The organism is Sphingosinithalassobacter tenebrarum, from assembly GCF_011057975.1.
Lineage (GTDB): Bacteria > Pseudomonadota > Alphaproteobacteria > Sphingomonadales > Sphingomonadaceae > Sphingomonas > Sphingomonas tenebrarum.
The window spans coordinates 2,293,838-2,317,916 of record NZ_CP049109.1 but is presented as its reverse complement, the minus strand read 5'-3'; the positions used below and the strand labels follow the sequence as shown (position 1 = coordinate 2,317,916).

At 64.1% G+C, this 24,079-nt stretch carries 24 protein-coding genes; 11 read left to right on the top strand and 13 right to left on the bottom strand.

All coding sequences use genetic code 11. From position 1 onward, the window contains the following. Nucleotides 1-19: 19 nt before the first annotated feature. The 5 genes from G5C33_RS11435 to purM all read right to left on the bottom strand — a co-directional run bounded on the left by G5C33_RS11435 (nucleotide 20) and on the right by purM (nucleotide 5,086). Nucleotides 20-2,326 (bottom strand): patatin-like protein, encoded by a 2,307-nt coding sequence (locus G5C33_RS11435; RefSeq protein ID WP_165327330.1) that lies wholly within the window; start codon nucleotides 2,324-2,326, stop codon nucleotides 20-22. Continuing rightward, a complete protein-coding gene (locus G5C33_RS11430) occupies nucleotides 2,323-3,021 on the bottom strand; it encodes an endonuclease/exonuclease/phosphatase family protein (RefSeq protein ID WP_165327329.1) in 699 nt (232 codons plus the stop codon). The genes G5C33_RS11435 and G5C33_RS11430 overlap by 4 nt, the downstream gene beginning before the upstream one ends. Nucleotides 3,022-3,072: 51 nt before the next feature. Further along, nucleotides 3,073-3,261, bottom strand: coding sequence for a hypothetical protein (locus G5C33_RS11425; RefSeq protein ID WP_165325327.1), 189 nt, complete (start codon nucleotides 3,259-3,261; stop codon nucleotides 3,073-3,075). Nucleotides 3,262-3,396: 135 nt separating this feature from the next. Then, complete coding sequence (gene purN / locus G5C33_RS11420; RefSeq protein WP_165327328.1) at nucleotides 3,397-3,987, bottom strand: phosphoribosylglycinamide formyltransferase; 591 nt, start codon at nucleotides 3,985-3,987, stop codon at nucleotides 3,397-3,399. Next, nucleotides 3,980-5,086, bottom strand: coding sequence for a phosphoribosylformylglycinamidine cyclo-ligase (gene purM, locus G5C33_RS11415; RefSeq protein WP_165327327.1), 1,107 nt, complete (start codon nucleotides 5,084-5,086; stop codon nucleotides 3,980-3,982). Before purM ends, purN begins: the two co-directional genes overlap by 8 nt. Before the next feature lie 64 nt (nucleotides 5,087-5,150). Between purM and G5C33_RS11410 the strand changes: the two genes are divergently transcribed. Genes G5C33_RS11410 through G5C33_RS11395 form a run of 4 tightly spaced genes read left to right on the top strand, consistent with a single transcriptional unit; the run spans nucleotide 5,151 to nucleotide 10,725 of the window. After that, on the top strand, nucleotides 5,151-6,410 hold the full coding sequence (locus G5C33_RS11410; protein WP_165327326.1) for a heavy-metal-associated domain-containing protein: 1,260 nt from the start codon (nucleotides 5,151-5,153) through the stop codon (nucleotides 6,408-6,410). Next, nucleotides 6,407-7,042 carry a P-loop NTPase family protein gene (locus G5C33_RS11405; protein ID WP_165327325.1) on the top strand — a complete coding sequence of 212 codons (636 nt, stop codon included), beginning with the start codon at nucleotides 6,407-6,409 and terminating at the stop codon, nucleotides 7,040-7,042. Before G5C33_RS11410 ends, G5C33_RS11405 begins: the two co-directional genes overlap by 4 nt. Continuing rightward, nucleotides 7,039-9,222 carry an RNA degradosome polyphosphate kinase gene (locus tag G5C33_RS11400; RefSeq protein WP_165327324.1) on the top strand — a complete coding sequence of 728 codons (2,184 nt, stop codon included), beginning with the start codon at nucleotides 7,039-7,041 and terminating at the stop codon, nucleotides 9,220-9,222. Before G5C33_RS11405 ends, G5C33_RS11400 begins: the two co-directional genes overlap by 4 nt. Before the next feature lie 3 nt (nucleotides 9,223-9,225). Next, nucleotides 9,226-10,725 carry a Ppx/GppA family phosphatase gene (locus tag G5C33_RS11395; RefSeq protein WP_165327323.1) on the top strand — a complete coding sequence of 500 codons (1,500 nt, stop codon included), beginning with the start codon at nucleotides 9,226-9,228 and terminating at the stop codon, nucleotides 10,723-10,725. Between the two features lie 7 nt (nucleotides 10,726-10,732). On the opposite strand, the gene G5C33_RS11390 is transcribed toward G5C33_RS11395, so the two are convergent. Genes G5C33_RS11390 through rnd form a run of 3 tightly spaced genes read right to left on the bottom strand, consistent with a single transcriptional unit; the run spans nucleotide 10,733 to nucleotide 12,572 of the window. Next, nucleotides 10,733-11,080, bottom strand: a complete 348-nt coding sequence (locus G5C33_RS11390) for a hypothetical protein (RefSeq protein ID WP_165327322.1) — start codon at nucleotides 11,078-11,080, stop codon at nucleotides 10,733-10,735. Nucleotides 11,081-11,103: 23 nt separating this feature from the next. Next, nucleotides 11,104-11,391 carry an I78 family peptidase inhibitor gene (locus G5C33_RS11385; protein ID WP_165327321.1) on the bottom strand — a complete coding sequence of 96 codons (288 nt, stop codon included), beginning with the start codon at nucleotides 11,389-11,391 and terminating at the stop codon, nucleotides 11,104-11,106. Further along, complete coding sequence (gene rnd, locus G5C33_RS11380) at nucleotides 11,388-12,572, bottom strand: ribonuclease D (protein ID WP_165327320.1); 1,185 nt, start codon at nucleotides 12,570-12,572, stop codon at nucleotides 11,388-11,390. The genes G5C33_RS11385 and rnd overlap by 4 nt, the downstream gene beginning before the upstream one ends. Nucleotides 12,573-12,749: 177 nt before the next feature. On the opposite strand from rnd, the gene aspS reads away from it, so the two are divergent. Both aspS and G5C33_RS11370 read left to right on the top strand, forming a co-directional pair. Further along, the gene (aspS, locus tag G5C33_RS11375; protein WP_165328834.1) at nucleotides 12,750-14,588 is read left to right on the top strand and encodes an aspartate--tRNA ligase; all 1,839 of its coding nucleotides are present in this window, start codon (nucleotides 12,750-12,752) and stop codon (nucleotides 14,586-14,588) included. An 8-nt stretch (nucleotides 14,589-14,596) separates the two neighbouring features. Further along, nucleotides 14,597-15,373 (top strand): polyphosphate kinase 2 family protein, encoded by a 777-nt coding sequence (locus G5C33_RS11370; protein WP_165327319.1) that lies wholly within the window; start codon nucleotides 14,597-14,599, stop codon nucleotides 15,371-15,373. Here G5C33_RS11370 and G5C33_RS11365 read toward each other — a convergent pair. Together G5C33_RS11365 and G5C33_RS11360 are read right to left on the bottom strand one after the other, a co-directional pair. Then, nucleotides 15,370-15,975 (bottom strand): DUF805 domain-containing protein, encoded by a 606-nt coding sequence (locus tag G5C33_RS11365; protein WP_165327318.1) that lies wholly within the window; start codon nucleotides 15,973-15,975, stop codon nucleotides 15,370-15,372. The genes G5C33_RS11370 and G5C33_RS11365 overlap by 4 nt on opposite strands. 47 nt (nucleotides 15,976-16,022) lie before the next feature. Then, nucleotides 16,023-16,652, bottom strand: coding sequence for a carbonic anhydrase (locus tag G5C33_RS11360; protein ID WP_165327317.1), 630 nt, complete (start codon nucleotides 16,650-16,652; stop codon nucleotides 16,023-16,025). A gap of 74 nt (nucleotides 16,653-16,726) precedes the next feature. Between G5C33_RS11360 and lipA the strand changes: the two genes are divergently transcribed. After that, nucleotides 16,727-17,662, top strand: a complete 936-nt coding sequence (gene lipA, locus G5C33_RS11355; RefSeq protein ID WP_165327316.1) for a lipoyl synthase — start codon at nucleotides 16,727-16,729, stop codon at nucleotides 17,660-17,662. A gap of 13 nt (nucleotides 17,663-17,675) precedes the next feature. Further along, entirely contained in the window at nucleotides 17,676-18,143 is a 468-nt protein-coding gene (locus G5C33_RS11350; protein WP_165327315.1) for a type II toxin-antitoxin system RatA family toxin, read from the top strand. Here the strand turns inward: G5C33_RS11350 and G5C33_RS11345 are convergent. From G5C33_RS11345 to G5C33_RS11335, 3 genes are read right to left on the bottom strand one after another with little or no spacing between them, the layout of a single operon-like run. Then, complete coding sequence (locus tag G5C33_RS11345; RefSeq protein WP_165327314.1) at nucleotides 18,098-18,604, bottom strand: CinA family protein; 507 nt, start codon at nucleotides 18,602-18,604, stop codon at nucleotides 18,098-18,100. The genes G5C33_RS11350 and G5C33_RS11345 overlap by 46 nt on opposite strands. Beyond that, nucleotides 18,604-19,266: a hypothetical protein gene (locus G5C33_RS11340; RefSeq protein WP_165327313.1), complete on the bottom strand. Its 663-nt coding sequence runs from the start codon at nucleotides 19,264-19,266 to the stop codon at nucleotides 18,604-18,606. Before G5C33_RS11340 ends, G5C33_RS11345 begins: the two co-directional genes overlap by 1 nt. After that, the gene (locus G5C33_RS11335; RefSeq protein ID WP_165327312.1) at nucleotides 19,263-20,441 is read right to left on the bottom strand and encodes a bifunctional 2-C-methyl-D-erythritol 4-phosphate cytidylyltransferase/2-C-methyl-D-erythritol 2,4-cyclodiphosphate synthase; all 1,179 of its coding nucleotides are present in this window, start codon (nucleotides 20,439-20,441) and stop codon (nucleotides 19,263-19,265) included. Before G5C33_RS11335 ends, G5C33_RS11340 begins: the two co-directional genes overlap by 4 nt. 83 nt (nucleotides 20,442-20,524) lie before the next feature. Between G5C33_RS11335 and dusB the strand changes: the two genes are divergently transcribed. The 3 genes from dusB to ntrC are packed head-to-tail and all read left to right on the top strand — an operon-like array spanning nucleotide 20,525 to nucleotide 24,008. After that, nucleotides 20,525-21,523 carry a tRNA dihydrouridine synthase DusB gene (dusB, locus tag G5C33_RS11330; protein ID WP_165327311.1) on the top strand — a complete coding sequence of 333 codons (999 nt, stop codon included), beginning with the start codon at nucleotides 20,525-20,527 and terminating at the stop codon, nucleotides 21,521-21,523. Next, entirely contained in the window at nucleotides 21,499-22,596 is a 1,098-nt protein-coding gene (locus tag G5C33_RS11325; protein WP_165327310.1) for a two-component system sensor histidine kinase NtrB, read from the top strand. Before dusB ends, G5C33_RS11325 begins: the two co-directional genes overlap by 25 nt. Then, a complete protein-coding gene (gene ntrC / locus G5C33_RS11320; protein WP_165327309.1) occupies nucleotides 22,593-24,008 on the top strand; it encodes a nitrogen regulation protein NR(I) in 1,416 nt (471 codons plus the stop codon). The genes G5C33_RS11325 and ntrC overlap by 4 nt, the downstream gene beginning before the upstream one ends. Nucleotides 24,009-24,079: the final 71 nt, after the last annotated feature.

The window sequence follows — 24,079 nt, the reverse complement described above, 5'->3', positions numbered from 1 at the left end:
CGGGCGCGCTTTGCCAGTGTCACCCGATTTCGCTTCGCAATTCGGCGAACAGGCCCGGAACCGCCGTCAGCCGCGCTTCCTCCTCATCGAGAATGGCGAGAAACAACGATCGCTTGATCTCCGATACGCGCGCGGGCGGCAGGCGGTTTCCGTGCGGCAAGGTCGACAGAACGATGTCGATCATCCGCTCGGCACCGTGCAGCCGCCCCCACAGATAGTCGTTCTCGCGATAGGCACGGCTGAAAAAGGCGCCGAAACTGTTGAACTGAATGCCCTTCAACGTCGCTTCAGCGCCGCCTGCACGGATCGATCCGGCGTCCTCCGGCGCGATCCGGTCGACGCGGATCGGGTCATACTCGTTCATGTTCTCGCCGTGGAGCATCGGCAGCGTAGCGATGTCGAAGAATGGAAAGCCGAGATATTCGAGCAGGATCGGCCGCCGGGCTTCGCGCGACAAGGCGCTGAATCCCTCAGATAGACGTTGATCCGTCTCCGCGTCGAGGCGCGCCAGGTCCATGATCAGTCCCATGTCGTCGACCAGCTCGCCCGCGTCGTCGCCGGCGCGCAGCCGCCGCACCATTTCGCGCAGACCCGAGAAATGATCGGCGCGACGGCATTCGAGATAGACGGCCAGCGAATCATAGATCGCATCGCGCATCGGAGTCAGTTCGGCGCGCTGATATTCCGAGTCGAGTTCGGTCAGTCGCCGTGCGAGCAGCCGCATGCGGCGGATGCGGAATCCGAGATCATGCGCCCGCAGAAAATCGAGCGTCGCCGGGCTGGCGCCGTTGGACAGATTCGCGCCGAATTCGCTCGCCCCGCGTTTGCGTATCGTACCCCTCAACGCTTCGCGGATGAGGCGCAGCCGGTCGCCGCCGGCCTGGTCGCCGACATTGTGGAGCAGGCTCGCCATGCGATCGATCGCTCCATCGATCTTGAGCAGGCCGTAAGCGGTATGACCATAGCCCGCGCGCGATGCTGCCGCGACCTGCGAGCGACGACGCCACGCCGCCAGCCGCTTCGGCGTGGGATAGTCGAGGAACAGCGTGTAGCCGAACAGCGCCTCGACCTGGGTTTCGACTTCGGCGCGGATCTGCGACACGATCGTCAGCATCCGCTCGATGCGGTCCGAGCGTTCGGCAATCGCCTCCAGATTGTCGCGGATCGGTTGTTCGCGCGGCAGTTCCGAAAGCGCCCCCAGGATCGTCTGGAAAAAGCCCGGGCTCTCGGGCGTGTTCGAATAGAAGTCGAACCGCGTATTCGGCGTGGGGTCGATATAGACGAAACGCCGGTCCACCTGGCGCCGGGCGGGGCGTTCGCGCAATGCTTCAACCGCCGGACCGAAAGGGGCGTTGGCCAGCACCGAACCGTCGATCAGCACGGCCTTTTCGGCGGCATGATCGGCCCATTGGCGCGGCAGCACATGTTCGAGGAACCGGTCGCGCTCGGGCCAGTGCAGCTTGCGGTCGGCGACCATCGCGTCGACTTCGCCGATCGTGGCGGGCGGAAAAGCGCCCGGAAAGCTCGATGTCGCGCGCGCGGCGAAGGAAAGCTCGACGGGATCGGCAAGCACATTCTCGCCATGTCCCTGATCGGTGAAACCGAATACTAGACGGTGTTCGGTTTCAATAACTTCCGGTGGGGAATTGAGACGCAGTCTTTCCGGGTGTCCGCGAAAGTCGGTGACCGTGACGAACAGGTCGAGCGGCTGCCCGGGGGGCAATAGCCGCTTGCCCTGCGGTCCGGTCTCCATCGCCTGGAAGGCATCGACCAGCATATCGAGCAAGCGCCGCCCGCCGAAGGGAGGTTCGAACCAGCGCGAGCGCACGAAATGCTCCATCTTGCGCCGAACTTCCTCCTGGGCTCCCGGCTCGACGGTCTTCTGGATGCTCTTGCCCCGGCCCATCGCCATCCAGGCGATCGGGATCGCCCAGAATTTGGACAGCCGGTGCGTGGGCGCCTGTTTCGGGTCGAGCAGCTGGACGACATCGGCATTGTGCAGCCAGAGGTCGGTCAGCGGCTCGAGCGACTGGCCGCGCGAAATCGCCTGCGCCAGATAGACGGCGTTGATTCCGCCCGCACTGGCCCCCGACAGGATATCGACCAGGACACGGAGCTGAATGCCGCTGGTCTCGCGGATTTCATCGAGCAGCGCCCGATAGACCCCCTGGCTGCCGTCTGCGGGTGGCTCCGCGTCGCGTGCGGCCTGGCTGGCACAGGAAAGCCGCCAGATTTCCTTGGTGATCCCGTGCATGTAGACCGCCAGGCTGATCCCGCCATAGCAGACGAGCGCGAGCCGTAGCTCCTTGTCGCGGGCAACGCTCATTTCGCGCTCTTGAGCTCGGCCCAGACAGGCAGATGATCCGATGCCGTCCGCGCCGCGGCACTGTGATGCACGCCGCAATCGGCGATCCGCAGCTCGTCGGAAACCATGATCCTGTCGAGGCGCCCGATCGGCCGGCGCGCGTGATAGCTCGGTCCGATCTCGGCATAGCAATAGTCACGCCCGAAATCGCGCAGGCAGCCGGACGCGCTGCTCCATTCGTTGAGGTCTCCCATCAGCACCGTTGGATATTGTTTCGTGCTGGCGGCGACATGGGCGATGATCGCATGCGCCTGACGTCGTCGCCACAGGCCCGACAGGTCGAGATGCATGCCGACAACGCGGATGATGGTGCCACGCACGCGGACATCGGCCATCACGGCACCACGCGGTTCGAGTGCGGGCAGGTGAATCGCTTCGCAATCCACGATCTGCGCGTCCTTCGGGACCAGCAGGGCATTGCCGTGCCAACCCATGCTGGCGGCGCGAATGCCCAGCGGAACCGGCTTCCAGTCGCTGTGTTCCTCGAGCAAGTGCGGCGTTATCACGGCATCGCGTGTGCCGAAGCGACGGTCGGCTTCCTGCAGCGCAACGATATCGGCGCCGATTTCGGAAAGCACATGCAGGGTCCGTTCGGGACGGCGGCGGCGATCGGTGCCGATTGCCTTGCGCATGTTATAGCTGGCGACCTTGATCATCGCCCCCTTATCGCGGGCGCAGGGTCACCGGGGCAAGAGGGTGTCGCGCTTTTAGCCGTCCTGCGCCTGCGATCGTGCAGCATGTGCCGCGACGATGAGACTCTTGGCCGTTTCTTCCGCTGCTTCGGGGGTCAGGGAAATCGCGACGCCGTCCGGTCCGTCGAGCAGCACCAGCCCTTGTTCGGCACTGGCGACTCCAGAGGAATGCATCACGCCGCTGGGGGCATTGTCTTGTGGCACGAGTCGCGCTCCTGATTGGGTGCGCCTCGCTGCCGGCGGGAACCGTATTGCCCGATGCGGCAGAGGCGTATCCGGGAAACGGATCGCGCCCCGCAAGGTTTCGCGCGATTCATAATATTTGCGGTCTTTTGCAGATTATGCCGCGGAAACCGGTTTTCGGCGGTTCAGCCAGGCGGAAAGCGTGCGGGGATACAGCTTGTGCTCTTCGGCGAGCACGCGTTCGGCGAGCGCATCGACGGTGTCGCCCGGCAGGATCGGCACCTGCGCCTGGCCGAGCACTTCGCCACCGTCCAGTTCCTCGGTAACGAGATGAACCGAGCAGCCTGCAACCGCATCGCCCGCCGCGATCGCCCGGGCATGGGTGTCGAGCCCCTTGTATTTGGGCAGCAGCGAAGGATGGATGTTGATCACTCGTCCGCGCCATTTGCCGACGAAATCGTCTGACAGGAGCCGCATATAGCCTGCCAGCGCGATCGCCTCGACACCCGCCTCGCGCAGCGCCGCGTCGATCGCCGCCTCATACTCGGCCTTGGGTATCCCTTTGGGTGATTTCGCGAAGGTCGCTACGCCCCGTTCCGCGGCCCAGGCGAGCCCGGGGGCTTCGGGTTTGTCGCTCGCCACCAGCACGATTTGATAGGGGCACTGCGGCTCGCGCGATGCCTCGACCAAGGCCGCCATGTTCGACCCGCGCCCAGAAATGAGGACGCCGACGCGATGCCTAGTCATGGTGAGTCGCGGTCCAGGCGCTGCGTGCACTCCAGCTTCCCGCCGGCCCGGACACGGTGCAGCCCCGCGTATCGGCGGTGACTTCACCGATGACGTGAACCGTTTCGCCCGCGGCCTGGAGCGCCCGGGTTACGCTGTCGGCATCCTCGGGGGCAACGATCACTGCCATGCCGATTCCGCAATTGAAGGTTCGTGCCATTTCCTCGGGCTCGATATTTCCCTGCGCCTGCAGGAACGCCATCAGCCGGGACTGTTCCCAGCGACCGGCATCGACTGTCGCATGGCAGTCCTTCGGCAGCACACGCGGTATGTTTTCGAGTAGACCGCCGCCGGTGATGTGGGCGAGCCCGTGAACCCGGCCCTCGCGCAGGAGCGGCAACAGGCTTTTGACGTAGATCCGGGTCGGTGCCATCAGCGCGTCGATCAGCAGCCTGTCCTGATCGAACAGGGCAGGGCGGTCGAGCTTCCAGCCCTTGTCGGCGGCAAGACGGCGCACCAGCGAAAACCCGTTCGAATGGATGCCCGAAGATGCGAGTCCCAATATCGTGTCGCCCGGACGCACCTGCGATCCGTCGAGCAGCCGGTCACGTTCGACCGCCCCGACGCAGAAGCCGGCGAGATCATAGTCGCCATCGGCGTACATGCCCGGCATTTCCGCCGTTTCGCCGCCGATCAGCGCGCAGCCGGCCTGGCGGCAACCATCGGCGATACTCGCGATCACGCGCTCGGCAACCCCACTCTCCAGCTTGCCGCTGGCATAATAGTCGAGAAAGAACAGGGGTTCCGCGCCCTGCACGATCAGGTCGTTCGCGCACATGGCGACGAGGTCGATTCCCACCCCGTCATGCCGGTCCTGCTCGATCGCGAGCTTGAGCTTGGTTCCGACACCGTCGTTGGCCGCGACCAGCAGCGGATCGGTGAAGCCGGCGGCCTTCAGGTCGAAAAGTCCGCCGAATCCGCCGAGATCAGCATCCGCGCCTGGCCTTCTCGTCGACCGCGCAAGCGGTGCGATCGCCCGGACAAGGGCGTTTCCGGCGGCAATGGAGACGCCTGCATCGGCATAGGTGTAGGGGCCTTCGCCCCGATCGGGTTCGCTCATGATGACGGCGCGTAGCGATATCGCGCTTGGATTTCCACGTCCGCTTCGCCAAAAGGGCCACAGCATGATGGTACGTCGCTTTTTTCCTGCCTTGCTCGTCGTCGTTGCGCTGACCCTGATCGGCGTGGCGGGCATGGGTGTTGCGCAGAATACGCCCAATAACGGCTTTGACAGCTCGGGCAGTTTCGAGGTCGGCGGTATCGAAGTCGACGTGCGCGGCGATGACGCCGAAAGCGCGCGGCAGGCGGGGTGGCGACTCGCCCAGCGAAAGGGCTGGACCAAGCTGGCGCAGCAGCTTGCAGGCAGCAGCAATGCCAGATTGTCCGATTCGACGCTCGATTCGATCGTTACCGGCATCATCGTCGAGCGCGAGAATATCGGGCCGGATCGCTACATCGCCCGTCTGGGCGTGCTCTTTGACCGGGCCAAGGCCGGCGCGCTGCTGGGCGTTTCGGTTCAGGTCACGCGCTCGCCGCCGATGATGCTGCTGCCGCTCGAATGGTCCGGCGGAGCCGGGCGCATGTACGAACGGAACAATGCCTGGCAGGAGGCATGGGGCCGGTTTCGCTCCGGCAACAGCAATATCGACTATGTTCGCCCGCGCGGCACCGGGCCGGACGCGCTGCTGATGAACGCCGGGCAGACGTTGCGACGGGGGCGCGGTTGGTGGCGCGAGGTGCTCGATACCTATGGCGCCGCCGACGTGCTGATCGCCGAAGTCGATCTGCGCCGCGAATATCCCGGCGGTCCGGTTACCGGGGTTTTCACTGCCAGCCACGGGCCTGACCGGGCCCCGCTCGGCCGATTCGCGCTGCGCGTGAACAACGGGAGTTCGCTCGACGCATTGCTCGATGCCGGCGTGCGCAGGATCGATCAAATCTATCAGGACGCGCTCAATTCGGGCAAGCTTAAGACCGACCGGCTGCTCGCTTTCCGCCCTCCTGAACCGAAAACCGAGGAGGAAGCCCCCGAGGAAGCGCCCGAGGAAGTGCGTCCGGCGCCGGCCGATACACCGGCCGTTGCGGCCGGGACGGCGGTCTCGGTGCAAGTCGACACGCCCGATTCGACGGCGTTCCTCGCCTCCGAAGGTGCGCTTCGCGGAATCCCCGGCGTGCGTTCGGTGACGACCAGCAGCACTGCGCTGGGCGGGGTATCGGTGATGCGCGTCACCTATGACGGGAGCATCGGATCGTTGCGCTCCCAGCTGGAGGGCAGGGGCTGGACCGTGCAGCAGGGCCCGGGTGTGCTGCGGATCAGCAAGGCGAGCCAGAGTCCGCCACCCCCGCCGCAACCTTCTCCGACGGACGGCACGGGCGAGGAATGACCCAACTGCGCCTGCCGCTCGGAATGCCCGAGGCGCGCGACGCGGAGTTTCTGGTGAGTGAAGCCAATGCCCGCGCCGTGCATCAGCTGGATCACTGGGGAGCCTGGCCGGTAATGGCGGCGCTGCTGACGGGGCCGCGTAAATCCGGGCGCAGCCTGCTCGCGCGGGTATTTGCCGAAAAGGCCGGCGGCGAAATCATCGACAATGCCGAACTCTGGGCGGAAGCGGACATATTCCACGCCTGGAACCGGGCCCAGGCGACGCGCCACCCGCTGCTGATCGTCGCCGATGTACCGCCGCCGCAATGGGAAATCCGGTTGCCCGATCTGCGTTCGCGGCTGATGGCGACACCGACCCTGGCCATCGATCCGCCCGACGACGCACTGATGGGCCAATTGCTGTGGCGTTTTTTCGATCGGCGCAGGCTTATTCCGGCCCCTGATCTCGTTCCCTGGCTCGTCAGTCGAGTCGAACGAAGCTATGTGGCTCTGGTCCGGGTGGCGGACGCACTGGAGGACGAAGCGGGATCGCGCGGCCCGGCGCGGCTTTCGATCCAGATGGCGAAGCCCACCTTGGAAATGGCCGGGCTGTTGCCCAGATCGGAACCGGAAGCCGTTAGCGAGACCCCATGAACCGACCTGCCGATGTCCGCTTCGAAGACGAGGATCCTTTCGCGGTCGATCGCGGCGAGGGACGCTATTTCAATCGCGAGCTTTCCTGGCTCGCGTTCAACGGCCGGGTGATGGAGGAAGCGTCCAATTCCGCGCATCCGTTGCTCGAGCGGCTTCGCTTCCTGTCGATTTCGGGCTCGAATCTCGACGAATTCTTCATGGTCCGCGTCGCCGGGCTCAAGGGGCAGCAGCTTCAGGATGTCGAACAGCGCTCGGCAGACGGCCTGACGCCGGGACAGCAGCTTGCCGCGATCATCACCGAAGGGACGGAGCTTGTCGCCAACCAGCAGGCGACCTGGCAAAGCCTGCGCCCGGAGCTCGCCGAGGCGGGGATTACCGTGCTCGAGGCCGACGAGATCGAAGGCGAGACCGCGGCATGGCTCGAACGCCATTTCCGCGAGCAGATCTTTCCGATTCTGACGCCGCAGGCACTCGATCCCGCGCATCCCTTTCCGTTCATCCCGAATCGCGGGTCGAGCATCATCTTCGACCTGATCCGAAGTTCGGACCGCGAGCCCATCCGCGAACTGGTGCTGCTGCCGACCACCATGTCGCGGTTCATTCGCCTTCCCGGGGACACCGCGCGCTACGTGATGGTCGAAACGCTGCTGCTGCGTTTCTCGAACCTGCTGTTTCCCGGCTACGCGGTGAAGGAACACGCCTCGTTCCGCGTGCTGCGCGACAGTGACATCGAGTTGGAGGAAGAGGCCGAGGATCTGGTCCTCTATTTCCGCAGCGCGATCAAACGGCGGCGGCGCGGTCGCGTCATCCGCCTGGAGATGGAAAACGGGATATCCTCCGAACTGGAGGCGACGCTGAAGGAGGAACTGGGCGGCAGCGACACGATCCTGACCGAGAAAGGGCAGTTTCTGGGTATCGGCGACCTTTCGGCGCTGGTCGAAGAGGACCGGCCCGACCTGAAGTTCACGCCCTACAGTCCTCGTTTTCCCGAGCGTATCCGTGAATATGGCGGCGATTGCTTCGCGGCGATTCGTGCCAAGGACATCGTCGTCCACCACCCTTATGAAACGTTCGACGTCGTCCTCGCATTCTTGCGACAGGCGGCGCAGGATCCCGATGTCGTCGCGATCAAGCAGACGCTCTATCGCGCGGGCAAGCAATCGGCGGTAATCAACGCGCTGATCGCCGCCGCCGAAGCCGGCAAATCGGTGACGGCAGTGGTCGAACTCAAGGCACGGTTCGACGAGGAGCAGAACCTGCTCTGGGCCGCGGCGCTGGAACGGGCGGGCGTGCAGGTGGTCTACGGCTTCATCGACTGGAAGACGCACGCGAAGATTTCGATGGTCGTGCGCCGCGAAGGCAATGGCTATCGCACCTACTGCCATTTCGGCACCGGCAATTATCACCCGATCACTGCACGCATCTACACCGATCTGAGCTTCTTCACCGCCGATGCCCGGATCGGAAGGGATGCAGCGCAGATCTTCAATTACGTCACCGGCTATGTTGAGCCGCAAGGGCTCGAACTGATCGACATCAGCCCACGCACGCTGCGCACTCGGCTGATGGAGCTGATCGACGGCGAAATCGCGAATGCGAGTGCCGGGAAGCCCGGGGCGGTGTGGGCGAAAATGAACTCGCTCGTCGACCCGGCGATCATCGACAAGCTGTACGACGCCAGCAATGCCGGCGTTCAGGTTGATCTCGTCATTCGCGGCATTTGCTGCCTGCGCCCGGGAGTCGAGGGCATGTCGGAGAATATCCGAGTCAAATCGATCGTCGGGCGCTTCCTGGAGCACAGCCGAATCTGGGTGTTCGGCAACGGGAAGACTCTGCCGAGCGATGCGGCCAAGGTATTCATTTCCTCGGCGGACTGGATGCCGCGCAATCTCGATCGGCGCGTCGAATATATGCTGCCGATTCTCAACAAGACCGTGCACGACCAGATCGTCGATCAGGTGATGGTGGCCAATCTGCTCGACAATGAGCAGAGCTGGGAGCTTCAGGCCGACGGCAGCTATGTCCGCATCCACCCCGATGGCGCGCGGCCGTTCAATTTGCATCGCTATTTCATGACGAACCCGTCGCTTTCCGGGCGCGGGGCGGCGCTGGAGGCGGGTGGCGAGACCGTACCGAAACTGACGATCCGTCGCCGGCGCGCCCCGGCGCGAGGGCACTGAACGGTGGCGACCCTGCTCTTCCGCAAGCCGCGCGCCGATACCGATCCGGTCGATACGCGTCGCGCGATCATCGACATCGGTTCAAATTCGATCCGGCTGGTTGTCTATGACGGCCCCCCGCGGCTTCCGGCGGTGTTGTTCAATGAAAAGGTGATGGCCGGCCTGGGCAAGTCGCTCGGCGAAACCGGTGCCATCGAGGAATCCTCGCTGGCACTCGCACGTGGTGCATTGGCACGATTCGCAATGCTGGCGCGCGAAATGGGCGTGCACGATCTGCGCACCGTGGCGACGGCGGCGGTGCGCGATGCCAGCAACGGAAAGGATCTGATCAAGGCCGCCAAGGCGGTGGGGCTGCAGGTCGAGACGCTGTCCGGCCTGGAAGAGGCAATGGCGTCGGGCATGGGCGTCCTTTCGGGTATCCCCGACGCGGACGGGATCGTCGGAGACCTGGGCGGCGGCAGTCTGGAGCTGGTGCGCGTCGTGGCCGGTGCCGTCACTGATCGCATCTCCTTTCCGCTGGGCGTGCTGCGAATCCAGGCGATCCGCGCAAAGGGGCATGGCGCGCTCGATCGCAAGGTGGCGAAGATGCTGCGCGAGTCGGGTTGGCTCGGGCGCGGGGAGGGGCTTCCATTCTATCTGGTCGGCGGCTCCTGGCGCGCGGTCGCGCGGCTCGACATGCATCTGTCGAAATTCCCGCTGCCGATCGTCCACCAATATGTCATGGAGCCGGAGCGGATTGCACGGCTGGGGCGCACCGTCAGTCATGTCTCGAAAGCCAAGCTGAAATCGGTCGCCGGTCTTTCCAGCGGACGTATCGCGACGCTGGGCGATGCGCAGGCTTTGCTGACATCGGTGCTGAAGCACTTGAAGAGCACGCGTAGCGTCGTTTCCGCCTATGGCCTGCGCGAGGGGCTGTTGTTTTCGACATTATCGCCCGAGGCACGGCGCGAAGACCCGCTGATCGCCGCCGCGCGCGAGGAAGGCGACCGGCTCGGACGCTTTCCCGGTCACGGCGACTTGCTCAACCAGTGGGTCGAACCGCTGTTCGACGACGAGACGCCCGATCTGCGGCGGCTGCGCCATGTGTCGTGCCTGCTGGCGGATGTCGGCTGGCGCGCCAATCCCGAATTCCGTGCCGAGCGCGGGCTCGACACCGCGCTGCACGGCAACTGGGTTGCGATCGATTCGACCGGACGTGCGGTACTCGCCCAGGCGTTGTTCACCGCGCTGGGTGGGGGGCAGCAATCTCCCGAACCGCTGCCGCAGCTGGCTTCGCCGGATCTGCTTCGCCGGGCGCAGCTATGGGGACTCGCGATTCGCCTTGGCCAACGCATCAGCGGCGGTGCCGAAAGCGCGCTTCGCCGCTGCTCGCTAAAGCTCGGCAATGCACGGCTGGCAGTGAAGGTCGCGCCGGAAGATGCCGCATTATATGGCGACAGCGTCGAACGGCGGCACAAGACACTGGCCGAAGCGCTGGGCGTGGAACCCGAATTGCGTCAATGACGGCCGGTCAGGGCGCGCACGTCACTCGCTTGAGCCAATAGCGCCGTTCGATTTGCTCGCTGCGGCTCACGACCGAGTTTTCATAGCCGAGATTCTCGCAGATCTGCCGGGCATTGAACCGGCAGCTTGCACTGGTGAAGCCGCATTGTTCATCGACACGGATCGTCACGGTCTGCCGACGCGAACCGTGTGCCTGGGAAGCTTCAAGTCGGGCCACGCGTGCCTCGAGCGCCGCCACGCGCGCTTCCAGTGCCGGATCGCTCATGCCACGGGGCGCATCAGCCGATGCGCCCTGACTGAATATTCCCGCGGCCAGCAGTACAACCGCTGCTGCGGCAATTGTCGATCCGCGCATTGTCTTACCCCTAGGCTAGTTCCTCACCCACATTTCACGGTTACGATAACGCCTGCGTCATCGGTGACCAGATTCAGCCGTGCCGGGCGGTAATCCATCGTCACCGGATCCCCCTCGGCATAGACACGCAGGATTTCCGCGCCGCTTTCCGCGATCGCTTGAGCGCGCACAGCGTCGACTTGCTTGCCGACATAGTTCTGGACGCGCTCTGCGCCGCAAGCGGTAGAGGCGGGGGGAGGCGATTCGCCCGGATCCGCCGGGGCGCAACCAGCGGCAAGCATCAGGACGGCGAGCGGCAGATGCGGCTTCATGCGGTCTCCTCTGTTTCCTCGGTACGGGTCATCTTGAGCTTGCCGTTGCGCACGGTGAAGCCCAGCTGGCCTTCAACCAGTGCGAGCGCGTCGCGTCCGAATTGCTCGTATCGCCAACCGCGTAGGATCGCGAGGTCTTCCCGTTGTCCCGCCGCAAGCGCTTCGAGATCGTCCGAGCGCGCGAGCAGGCGGGCAGCGACGCTGATTTCCTTGGCGCGAATCTTGAGCAGCAGCTTGAGCAGGTCGGCAACCAGCGCGCCGTCCTTGCCCAGGGCCGGCTTGCGCGAATCGCGCGACGGCATTTCCTCGCTCGACAGCGGCTTGGCATCGGCCAGCGCGGCGACCAGCCGGCCGCCGATATCGTTTGACGACCAGGCGCTCGAAAGCCCGCGCACGCGGCCGAGATCGGCCTGTTTGCGCGGAGGATTGCCCGCCAGATCGGCCAGCGTCTCGTCCTTGACGATGCGGCCGCGCGGAAGATCCTTGTTCTGCGCCTCAAGCTCGCGCCAGCGCGCCAGCGCCTTCAGCCGACCGAGCACATCGGCCTTGCGGCTGGGAATGCGCACGCGCTGCCATGCGGCGTCGGGATCGTTGCGATAGTTTTCCGGGTTGGAAAGCCGCTCCATCTCCTCGTCGAGCCACGCGCCGCGGCCGGTCTTCATCAGTTTGTCGAGCATCTTGGGAAAGATCTTCGAGAGATGCGTGACGTCGGCGATCGCATAGTCGATCTGGCGCTTGTCGAGCGGGCGCCGGCTCCAGTCGGTGAAACGCGCGCCCTTGTCGATCGAAATGCCGAGATAGCTGTCGACAAGGTTCGAATAGCCGATCTGTTCGCCTTGCCCCAGCGCCATCGCCGCAACCTGGGTGTCGAACAGCGGGTGCGGAGTCTTGCCGGTGAGATTGTAGACGATCTCGATATCCTGACCGCCGGCATGGAACACCTTGAGCACGTCCTGATTCTCGGTGAGCAGATGGAGCAACGGTGTCAGATCGAGCCCGTCCGCCATCGGATCGACGGCGGCCGCCTCTTCGTCATCAGCGATCTGGATGAGGCACAGCTCGGGCCAGTAGCTGTTCTCACGCATGAATTCGGTGTCGACCGCGACGAAGGGTTTGTTGGCGAAGCGGTTACAAAGATTGGCGAGGGCGGCAGAGTCCTCGATCAGGCCATGAATGTGCATCGGGGCCCTTTAGACCGCTCTGCGCGGGTTGACAAAGGACGATGCGACGCGGATTCGCGCCGCTCGTATCAAATTGAGCGTCAGTATGGCCGGCACCGGCTTCCGCCACCGTTATTTTTGCGCGGTGAATTCGGGGTTCGGGCCACCAAAATGGCGGAAAAAGCAGAGTTCGAGGATATGCATCCCTATCGTACGCACAATTGCGGGGCGCTGACCGCCGCCAATGTCGGTGAAGAAGTCCGCGTTTCGGGCTGGGTTCATCGCAAGCGCGATCATGGCGATCTGGTCTTTATCGATCTGCGCGACCACTACGGACTGACCCAGATCGTCACCGAAGTCGACGGCCCCGCCTTTGCGGTGATCGAGTCGCTGCGCAGCGAATCGGTGGTAACGGTGACCGGCAAAGTCGTCGCGCGCGACGCCGAAGCGGTCAATCCGAACCTGCCGACAGGCGAGATCGAAGTGCGCGCGGCCGAAGTGGCAGTCCAGTCGGCGGCACAGGACCTGCCGATGCCGGTGTTCGGCGACTCGGAATACCCCGAGGATATCCGCCTGCGCTATCGCTATCTCGATCTGCGCCGCGAGAAGGTGCACAAGAACATCAAGCTGCGTTCAGACGTGATTTCGTCGCTGCGCCGCCGGATGATCGATCAGGGCTTCACCGAGTTCCAGACACCGATCCTCACCGCATCGAGCCCCGAGGGCGCGCGCGACTATCTGGTGCCCAGCCGCGTCCATCCCGGTAAATTCTATGCGCTTCCGCAGGCGCCGCAGATGTTCAAGCAGCTGCTGATGGTCGCCGGTTTCGACAAGTATTTCCAGATCGCGCCCTGTTTCCGCGACGAGGATGCGCGCGCCGATCGTTCGCCGGGTGAATTCTACCAGCTCGATTTCGAAATGAGCTATGTCACGCAGGAAGACGTGTTCGCGGCGATCGAGCCCGTGTTGCACGGCGTGTTCGAGGAATTCGCCGATTGGGAAGGCAAGAACCGCACCGTCTCGGCGCTGCCGTTCAAGCGCATTCCCTACAAGGAATCGATGCTGAAATACGGCAACGACAAGCCCGATCTGCGCAACCCGATCCTGATCACCGATGTGTCGAGCCATTTCGACGGCTCGGGCTTCGGCCGCTTCGCCAGCATCGTCGAGGGTGGCGATGTCGTCCGCGCGATCCCGGCACCAGGCACGGCGGAAAAGAGCCGCAAGTTCTTCGACGACATGAACAGCTGGGCACAGAGCGAGGGCTTTCCGGGTCTCGGCTATGCCACGCGCAAGAGCGGCGAATGGGGCGGTCCGATCGCCAAGAATCACGGCCCGGACAAGATGGACAAGCTTGCCGACGAACTCGGCCTCGGTCCCGATGACGGCCTGTTCTTCGCGGCGGGCAAGGAGGCACAGGCGGCCAAGCTCGCCGGCCTCGCGCGCACCCGCGTCGCCGAGCAGCTGGAACTGATCGACGAAAGCCGGTTCGAATTCTGCTGGATCGTCGATTTCCCGATGTTCGAATATGACGAGGACGCCAAGAAGGTCGATTTCAGCCACAATCCCTTCTCGATGCCGCAAGGCGAGATGGAGGCGCTTGAGACCAAGGACCCGCTCGATATCCTCGCCTGGCAGTACGATATCGTCTGCAACGGCGTGGAACTGAGCTCGGGTGCGATCCGAAACCATCGCCCGGACATCATGTACAAGGCGTTCGAAATCGCCGGCTACAGCCAGGCCGATGTCGACACTAATTTCGCGGGCATGATCAACGCCTTCAAATATGGCGCGCCGCCCCACGGCGGGTCTGCACCGGGTGTCGACCGCATCGTCATGCTGCTTGCCGACGAGCCCAATATCCGTGAAGTGATCGCCTTCCCGATGACCCAGCGCGCCGAGGACCTGATGATGGGTGCGCCGAGCGAGGTTTCGGACAAGCAGCTCAAGGAACTGCATATACGGCTTGCTCCGGCCGTGGCGGCCGAGAAGGCGAAGAAGGATACCGCCGAAGTGGTTTCGCCGGACGCCGGGTGAGCCGCGCGATGATCGATCTCTCCGAATATGAAGCCGGCAGGAAATATGACGGCGACTATTCGGAGGATCTCGCCAGGCTGCAAAAGCGGCTCGCGCATATCCAATATGCGCATATCGTCCACCGGCGGCGCGCGATCATCGCCATCGAAGGCTGGGACGCGGCGGGGAAGGGCGGCATTATTCGTCGCCTGACCGCGCAATGGGACCCGCGCTATTTCGAAGTTTGGCCGATTTCCGCGCCGACGCCGGAGGAAAAGGCGCATCATTTCCTCTGGCGCTTCTGGCAGCGGCTGCCGCCGCTCCACAATATCTCGATCTTCGACCGCACCTGGTATGGTCGCGTCGCGGTGGAGCGCGTCGAAGGCTATGCCAGCGAGGCCGAATGGCGCCGCGGCTATACCGAAATCAACGCATTCGAGGCCCAACAGATCGATACCGGCACGACGCTGGTAAAACTGTTCGTTCATGTCACGCAGGACGAACAGGACGATCGTCTGCGCGACCGGCTGTCGCATCCGTGGAAGCGCTGGAAAACCGGGCTCGACGATTTTCGCAATCGCGCGCGCCGGGCGGATTATTGGGACGCCTATGCCGAAATGTTCGCGCGCACCGATACGCAGAAGGCGCCGTGGACCGTGATCGACGGCAATAACAAGAAAGCGGCACGGATCGCAGCGCTTACCGCAATCGCCGACCGGCTCGAAGCCTGTGTGCCGATGCAGCCGCCCGAATTGAGCGATGAGGTGATCAAGGTGGCTCGGGAAGCCCTGGGCGACTGGGACTAGGGTGTCGCTTCGCCTCGGCCAGGTTCGGGAGGATCGCCATAACGGTTCGACTGCGGCTGGCCTTTCATCGCGAGCAACAGGCCCAGCCCGAGCAGCAGCCCGAGATAGAGCAGGTTGCAGAAGAAGGCGGCTACGAAAGCGGTCGGTGGCGACCCATCAGCAAGCGCGAATTGGTGAAAGATTCGGGGCATGAAATAGAAGGCGCTGGCCGAAAACGGGATAAGCGGCAGGATGCCGAGAATGCCCGGCAATCCGCGATCATGCAGGCGTCGCGTGACAGCGGCGGCCAGGAGAAGCAGGAAAAGCCCGCCGACGATGCCGAGTTCGGTAAGGGGGATGTCGATGTTGCGAAACAGGTCGGGCGGCGGATCCTTCACTTCGATCGAATACCCGCCAGGACCGACGGTTTCGACCACTTGTTCGGGATGCTCGCGGGCATAGGTCTCGCTCATTCGGAACATCGCCGGCGCCATGACCAGAATAGTTGCCGCCACCGTCACGCCCAACAGCGTCAGCGCATAGGGCCAGAAGAACTCACGCGAGCTGCGCCCCGAGAATCGCAATATGCCACCCAGATTATGGCGAAGCGAAGCGAGGTACATCCGGCGTCCTCCGGCTAGCTGACGTTTTGGGGCAGGACAGGCGGCTGTCAGGCAGGCGCGAACGCGCCATCGTCTCCCATGACATGCAATATGCCGTCGGCGATCGCGAAATAGGCCCCCTGGAGTTTGAGCTTCCCGGCCTTTTCGCGTTCGGGGATGAACGGAAAGGTCCTCAGATTCTCGATCGAAACGCGGACTGTCTCCATTTCGAGCGCGCGAGTCGCTTCGGGTCCGTCGCCATATTCGGCAACGATCCGCTCGCGCGCGTCATCAAGCAAGTCCACCCAGTGATCGATGAAACCGCCCGCGCCGGGATCGGCGCCGTCAAACGCCTGGGTGAGCGCGGCATGGACGCCGCCGCACTTGCCATGCCCCATGATCACGATCTCGCTCACTTCGAGCTGTGTCACCGCGAATTCCAGCGCCGCCGAGACGCCGTGGCGCCCACCGCCCATTTCGAACGGCGGGACCAGATTTGCGACATTGCGGACAACAAAGATTTCGCCGGCGGTGGTATCGAAGATCTGTGCCGGATCGACTCGGCTGTCCGAACAGGCGATCACCATGACCTTGGGGCTCTGTCCGCCGACCAGATCTTCCCAGCGCGAGCGTTCGCGTTTCCAGCCGGTTTCGCGGAAGCGATGATAGCCTGCGATCAGATCGGCGAAATCGGTCATTTTGTTCCCCTCTGTTCCTCGATGCCTACCTAGCGCGTGTTGTCTCTGGGGCAAGCCATCGCTATCTCGCGGACATGAACGAAATGACGCAGCTGCCCCGGCCCGAACGTCAGCGCAAACCCGACTGGATCCGGGTAAAAGCGCCGACCTCGAAAATGGTTGCCGAAACCCGCGCGCTGATGCGTGCCAAGAACCTCGCCACGGTGTGCGAAGAGGCCGCCTGCCCGAACATGGGCGAATGCTGGTCGAAGAAGCACGCTACGGTGATGATCCTCGGCGACACCTGCACGCGGGCTTGTGCCTTCTGCAACGTCAAAACGGGCATGCCCCGCGCGCTCGACCCGATGGAGCCGCAGCATGTTGCCGATGTCGCGATCCAGATGGGGCTCGAACATATCGTCATCACCTCGGTCGATCGCGACGATCTGCCGGACGGCGGCGCCGAGCAGTTCGTCAAGGTGATCCGCGCGCTGCGCGATCAGGCGCCGAACACCACGATCGAGATCCTGACGCCCGATTTCCGCAACAAGCACGAGCGGGCGATCGAAATGATCGTCGATGCCCGGCCGGACGTGTTCAACCACAATCTGGAAACCGTTCCGCGCAACTATCCCACGATCCGCCCGGGCGCGCGCTATTATGCCTCGCTGCGCCTGCTGGAGACGGTCAAGAAGCTCGACCCTTCGATCTTCACCAAGTCCGGGATCATGCTCGGGCTGGGCGAGGAGCGGCTCGAAGTCCATCAGGTGATGGACGACATGCGATCGGCCGACATCGATTTCCTGACGATGGGCCAGTATCTGCAGCCGACGCCCAAGCACGCCAAGGTGCAGGAATTCGTGACGCCGCAGGGCTTCGATGCCTATGCCGCCGTCGCGCGCGCCAAGGGCTTCCTTATGGTGGCGTCCTCGCCGCTCACCCGGTCGAGCTATCACGCGGGCGACGATTTCGCCAAGATGAAGGCCGCGCGTGAAGAGAAGCTGGCGCGTGCCGGAAAGCTGAAGGGCTGAACGCGCAGACAGCATGCCCAAACATACCGAGCAGCGCCACTTGCCCTATACGCCCGAGCAGATGTTCGATCTGGTCGCGGACGTTCCGTCCTATCCCGAATTCCTGCCCTGGGTTTCGGCGATTCGGGTGCGTTCGAACAGCGAAACGATGATGACCGCCGACATGGTCGTCGGCTTCAAGAGCCTGCGCGAGACTTTCACGTCGAAGGTCGAGAAGCACCGGCCGGAATCGATCCATGTCGATTATGTCGATGGCCCACTCAAATATCTCCGCAACGACTGGAAGTTCCAGTCGGATGGAGAGGGCGGTTGCATCGTCGATTTCTGCGTCGATTTCGCATTCAAGAACCGCGTCTTCGAAATGCTGGCAGGGCAGGTGTTCGACCGTGCCCTGCGCAGGATGATCTCCGCGTTCGAGGATCGCGCCGCGGAGCTCTATTCGGGCGGCATCAGCAGTTCGAGCGCGCACAACGCGGCCTGAAGCCGCACCGACCCGCGTCCTTCATCGTCGAAATGCCGCGAGTCGGCGACGACATCGGTCGGATCGGCGCCGCGTTCTGCTCGCGCGAAGACGACGGTTCCCACAGGTTTCTTGTCCGTGCCGCCACCGGGACCGGCGATGCCGGTGATAGCGACCGCGACATTGGCATGGCTCTTTTCCAGCGCGCCCTGCGCCATGCTCCAGGCGACCGCGATCGATACCGCGCCGAAGGTTTCAAGGACATCCTGACTGACCTTCAGAAGGTCCATCTTGGCTTCGTTCGAATAGCTGACGAACGCGCATTCCAGTACGTCGGAAGAGCCGGGAATTTCTGTCAGCGCGGCTGCCACCAGTCCTCCGGTGCAGCTTTCGGCGACGGCGATCGTGCGGCCCCGCATGCGGTTTGCTTCGACCACCTTGCGAGCGGCTTCGACGAGTTCCGGGGGAAGGATGGTATCCATTACCGGGAAACCAGCTCCGAGCTGCAGATTTCGAATGGAATCGTGTCGTTCTTGGCAGCTTCCACCAATGCTTCGGCGGCCGCGATCTCGTCCGGCGTTTCGGCTTCCGCAAGGGCCTGGGCTGCTTCCGCGGCTGCCGCTTCTGCCTTTTTGCGCTTGGCGGCGAGCGCGCCTTCCGCGACGATGGCGACGAAGCCGGTCAGGTTTTCAGGAGGCAGCGGTGCGAGTTGCTCCAGTGCGCGATCGGCATAGCCGCAGGTGCCGGCATCGAGTTCCTTGGCCAGGATCGGCCCCAGCAGGGAGCCGACGAGCACGCTGACCATCGCCGGGTCGAACTCTTCGGGAATGTTGAAATCGTCCGATTCGCTACTCAATCGCTGGATGGCTGCGATCGCGACCGGAGCGGCGGTCTCGCCCGCCACATTGTAATAGGCGACCATCGCTTCGCCGCCATTGGCGAAAAACGAATCGTCGTCCAGTTTGGGAAGGCATGCGTCGCGCACCGCGCTCAGCACGCCGGGTAGCAGCGTGAGCAGGCCGGCGCGGATTTCGCTGGTGGTGACGCATGGCTTGGCCGCGGCCGTCACTGCCTGCGCATGCGCCGCAGTACCCAGCAGCGCGAGCCAGGTCGCGCCTGCCGTCATCAACGCTTTCATCTTCATGCGCCGTTCCCTTTCAGCCTGACGGTCGCGATAGCCTGCGCCGCCATTCCTTCGCCGCGGCCGGTAAAGCCCAGCCGTTCGGTTGTCGTTGCCTTGATGCTAATCGCCTCCACTGGCAGCCGCAACAGCGCCGCGACGCTTTGGCGGATCGCTTCGCGGTGCGGTCCGATCTTCGGCCGTTCGCAGATTATGGTGGCGTCGACGAAATCGATAAAGCCGCCGCGGGCGCGGATCAGCGACGCGGCGTGTTCCAGGAACCGCGACGAAGCCGCGCCCGCCCATTGCGGATCGCTGGGCGGGAAATGCAACCCGATATCGCCTTCGCCGATAGTGCCGAGCAGGGCATCGGTAATGGCATGCAGGAGCACGTCGGCGTCGCTGTGACCGGAAAGCCCGACGGGGGAGGGGATTTCGATGCCGCCGAGCCAGAGCGGTTTGCCCTCGGCATAGCGGTGCACGTCGAAGCCGGTGGCGCTGCGGCTGATCATCCCCGCGCCCAGACGCAGCTCCGCGAGTGCGAGATCATCCGGGTGCGTCAGCTTTTCCAATGCCGTATCTCCTGGAACCAGCGCGATTTCTTCGCCCGAGCGGCGGAGCATCTGGGCGTCGTCGGTCGCTTCGCGGTCCGCGGGCCAGTTGCGATGTGCGGCGAGGATCGCATCGAAGTGGAATGCCTGGGGCGTCTGGATGCGGACCAGTGTGCTGCGATCGACAATGTCGCCGAGCGTCCCCAGCGTATCGGGCACCCAACCGCGGGACGATCCCCTGGCGATGGTGTCTGCAACCGGCAGGGCGGGAGTTGCTCCGGCTTTGCTCTGCAGGGCGATCAGCAGCGAATCGATCACCGATGCGGGGATGATCGGTCGCGCCGCGTCGTGGATCAACACGCTGTCCGCGCTACCCTGCGCGGCGATGGCCTCCAGACCGTTGCGGACCGATTCCCGCCTGCTGGCGCCGCCCACCACGAACGGGACATCGCCGATCGCCTTGGCCAGCATGGCTTCCTGTCCGCGCCCGATCACCACCAGCACGGCATCGATGCCGGGGTGGCGCGCCAGCGCCGCATGGCTGTGCGCGATCACCGGACGCCCCGAAAGCAGCCGATACTGCTTCGGATCGCCGCCCATGCGCGACCCCGTACCGGCGGCAACGATGATCGCAACGGTGCGTCCCATGCCGATGCGCCCTAGCCGCGCCGGCACGGCTTGCCAATCGTCGCTTGTGCCGATAGCGGCAACTGCCTATTTTTCAGGCAGACATGACGAAACTCGCTCCCATCCAGATCGGCGATGTCCGTATCGATGCGCCCGTGTTGCTCGCGCCCATGACGGGCGTGACCGACCTGCCGTTCCGCCGCGCCGTGCGCCGTTTCGGCTCCGGGCTTAACGTCACCGAGATGATTGCGAGCGCCGCGGCGATCCGCGAGACGCGCCAGTCGGTGATCAAGGCAGCGTGGGACCCGATCGAAGAGCCGGTATCGATGCAGCTCGTCGGCTGCACACCGCACGAAATGGGAGAGGCTGCCAAGCTGAACGAGGATCGCGGAGCGGCGATCATCGACATCAACATGGGTTGTCCGGTTCGCAAGGTGACAAACGGCGACGCGGGTTCGGCGCTGATGCGCGACCTCGATCACGCCGCTGCCATCGTCAAGGCGACCGTCGATGCGGTCTCGACGCCGGTCACGCTCAAGATGCGGATGGGCTGGTGTCATGACAGCCTCAATGCGCCCGAACTGGCGAAAATCGCCGAACAGCTGGGCGTCAAGATGGTGACCGTCCACGGCCGCACCCGCAACCAGATGTACAAGGGAAGCGCCGACTGGGCCTTTGTCCGCAAGGTGAAGGATGTCGTCTCGATCCCGGTGATCGTCAATGGCGATATCTGTTCGGTCGAGGATGCGCGCGAAGCGCTGGCACAGTCCGGTGCGGACGGCGTGATGATCGGGCGCGGCGCCTATGGCCGGCCCTGGCTGCTGCGTCAGGTGATGCGCGCGCTGTGCGAAGGCGTGGAAACGCCGGATCCCCCGATCGAGGAGCAGTATCAGACGATCCTGCGCCACTATACCGAAACGCTCTCCCATTATGGCGAGCAGGTGGGCGTCAACATGATGCGCAAGCATATCGGCTGGTATACGCGCGGGCTGCACGGCTCGGCCGAGTTCCGTAACAAGGTTAATCAGGAACCGGACGCGACACGCGTGCTGGCGATGCTCGACGAATATTACGCGCCGTGGCGTTCGCGCGCGGCGGCCTGAGGGCCGGAAGGGAGGAAGCGCCAGTGGCCGGTCCTTCCTTTGCCGAGATGTTCGGTGCGATGCCGGTGGCGGTGATGATCCTCGATCCCGAGGAACGAGTCGCGCATGCCAATGCGGCCTGCGAATTGCTGCTCAATCACTCCGAACGCTCGATGGTTGGTCAGACATTGCGCGATATCCTGGTGCCGCCCGCCGACGATGCCGCGCGGCGCAGCGGACATGGTTTCGCCGCGTTCGATGCTGATGTGAAAGTGGTGCGCGGTCCGCGGCTGCGCGTCGACTATCTCGAATCGATGATCGCCGATCATCCCGGGTGGCGCATTCTGACGTTGCATCATGCACCCACCGCCCGGCGCGCGCACGGCGTCGAGCGAACCGCGGGCGCGCGCGCGGCGATGGGCGCAGCCGCGATGCTGGCGCATGAAATCAAGAACCCGCTGTCGGGGATCCGCGGCGCGGCGCAGCTGCTCGACCCCGGTGTCGAAGAGGGGTCGGAACTGACCCGGCTGATCACCACCGAGGTCGACCGGATCGCCGCGCTGATCGACTTGATGCAGGACTTCACCGACACCCGGCCGATGAAGCTGGAATCGACCAATGTCTATCCGCTGCTCGAACATGCCGGACGGCTTGCCCGGACCGGCTTCGCGCGCGATATCGCGATCGAGGAGCGGTTCGATCCGTCGCTGCCGCCGGTGATGGTCGATCGCGACGCATTTCTGCAGGTGCTGGTGAACCTGCTCAAGAACGCCGCCGAAGCGCTGGCGCAAACGCCGGAGCCGAAGATCACCTTGTCCACGGCATATCGGCACGGCATGTCGGTAAGTATCGGCCCGCGTCAGTCGCGACGCCCGCTCCCGATCGAGATCGTGATAGCCGACAACGGGCCCGGCGCGCCCGAGGACATTGCCGACCATCTCTTCGAACCCTTTGTTTCGGGCAAACCGGAAGGAAAGGGGCTGGGCCTGCCGCTGGTGGACAAGCTGATGCGCGACATGGGTGGCATGGTGCAATATTCGCGCGAGGACGGGGTGACCAGCTTCCGCCTCCTGCTGGCAAGGGCAATGCCGTGACCGGAAGCATTTTGATCGTCGATGACGACAACGCCATTCGTACCGTGGTGGTGCAGGCGCTCAAGCGCGAGGGGCATAACGTCCGCTCCGCCGCGACGCTGGCCGAGATGCGCCGCGAACTGGAACGCGCCGTTCCCGACGTGCTGGTGACCGATGTCGTCCTGCCCGATGGCAACGGGCTCGATATCGTCGAGCCGCTGATGGAACGCCTTCCCGATCTGCCCGTGATTGTCTTTTCGGCGCGAAACACGCTGACCACCGCGGTGCGCGCGACCGAAGTCGGCGCATTCGACTATCTTCCCAAGCCCTTCGATCTCAATGCACTGGCTCAGGCCGTCGCAGGGGCGCTCGAACGGCGACGTCGGGCACCGGCGGAGCTTCCCGATGCCGATGAGGCCACCGCGTCGCCGCTGATCGGGCGCTCGCCGGCGATGCAGGAAGTCTATCGGGTGATCGCGCGAGTCGTTTCAAACGACCTCACGGTGCTGATCTCGGGAGAGTCCGGCACCGGCAAGGAACTTGTCGCGCGCGCGATCCATGACCTCGGCACGCGTCGCCGGGCGCCGTTCGTCGCGCTGAACATGGCGGCGATCCCGCGCGAGCTGATCGAAGCAGAGCTTTTCGGGCATGAACGCGGCGCCTTTACCGGCGCGCAGGCGCGGGTGGCGGGCAAGTTCGAACAGGCCGAGGGCGGCACTCTGTTCCTCGACGAGATCGGCGATATGCCGATGGAGGCGCAGACGCGCCTGTTGCGCGTGCTGCAATCGGGCGAGTTCACGACGGTCGGCGGCGCGCGAACCATTCGCGCCGATGTCCGTATCGTCGCGGCGACCAACAAGGATCTGGCGCAGCTCGTCACGGCGAACCAGTTTCGCGAGGACCTGTTCTACCGACTGAACGTCGTTCCCGTCTCGCTTCCTTCGCTGCGCGAGCGCCGGCAGGATATCGCGCTGCTCGCGCATCATTTCCTCGAACGTGCCGCCGAGGACGGATTGCCGCGCAAGCAGCTGAGCGACGAAGCGATTGCGGTGCTCGAATCCTACGACTGGCCGGGCAATGTCCGCGAGCTTGAAAACCTGATGCGCCGTATCGCAGCGCTGAGCCGCGATTCGCTGATCGGCGCGGCCGAATTGCGCGGTACGCTTGGCGAAGGCGGGCTGGCAACGGCCCAGGTGCGCGACGAGGGAATCGAAGCAGCGATCCGTGCGCGGCTTGCGCGGATGGCGATCGAGGAACCCGATTCGCTGACCGACGGCTCGCTGTACGATCGCATCATCGGCGAAGTCGAACGCCCGCTGATCGAAGCGATGCTCGAGCAATATGGCGGCAACCAGCTGCGCGCCGCCCAGGCACTCGGCATCAACCGCAATACGCTGCGCAAGCGGCTCGATCATCTCGACATCAAGGCATGAAGTCGTTTCACGCCGGGTCGGGCGTACCAAAATAGCGACGAGCCGACGTCAGTTATGTGTTTTCGGAGCAA